We start from the raw sequence: 705 nt of genomic DNA, 5'->3' as shown, positions 1-705 counted from the left end.
CCGACGGAACGCACACCAGCAGGAGCAGTCATCATGCAGAAGTTCGCCACCACCGCCCCGATCGCCGCCGTCGTCGCCGTGCCGGCCGGGCAGCTCCGCTTCATCGCCGCCGACCGGGCCGACGTGACCGTCGAGGTCCGCCCCTCGAACGCCGGCAAGGCGCGGGACGTGAAGGCCGCCGAGGGGACCTCGGTCTCCTTCGCCGACGGGGTGCTGCGGGTCGCGGCGCCCGAGGCGGGGAACCAGCTGTTCGGGGCGAGCGGTTCGGTCGAGGTCACCGTCCAGCTGCCCGCCGGGTCGTCCCTCGACGTCAAGGCCGCCGCGGCGGACCTGCGGGGCGTCGGCCGGCTCGGGGACGTGGTCTTCGAGGCCGCGCAGGGCCCGGTCAAGCTCGACGAGGCCGGCGACGTGCGGGTCGTGCTCCAGGACGGCGGCATCGCCGTCGGCCGGCTCAACGGCTCCGCCGCCCTGACCACCGCCCGCGGCGACCTGAGCGTCGCCGAGGCCGTCCGCGGCAGCGTCGTCCTCGACACCCGGGCCGGGTCCATCACCGTCGGCGCCGCCCGCGGCACCTCCGCCGTCCTCGACGCCGGCACCACCCTCGGCCGGATCAACAACACCCTCCAGAACACCGCCGGCACCGGCGCCGAACTCACCGTCCGCGCCACCACCGCCCTCGGCGACATCACCGCCCACGCCAACTGA

1 protein-coding gene is annotated in these 705 nt (G+C 75.6%); it reads left to right on the top strand.

The features are described from left to right. Nucleotides 1–705 (top strand): DUF4097 family beta strand repeat-containing protein (locus IE321_RS41605; protein WP_308439763.1); only part of this gene is annotated, 705 nt, incomplete at its 5' end.

Origin of the sequence: Streptomyces hydrogenans, from assembly GCF_014656075.1 — a bacterium.
GTDB lineage: Bacteria > Actinomycetota > Actinomycetes > Streptomycetales > Streptomycetaceae > Streptomyces > Streptomyces hydrogenans.
This window is presented reverse-complemented; position numbering and strand designations above follow the sequence as displayed.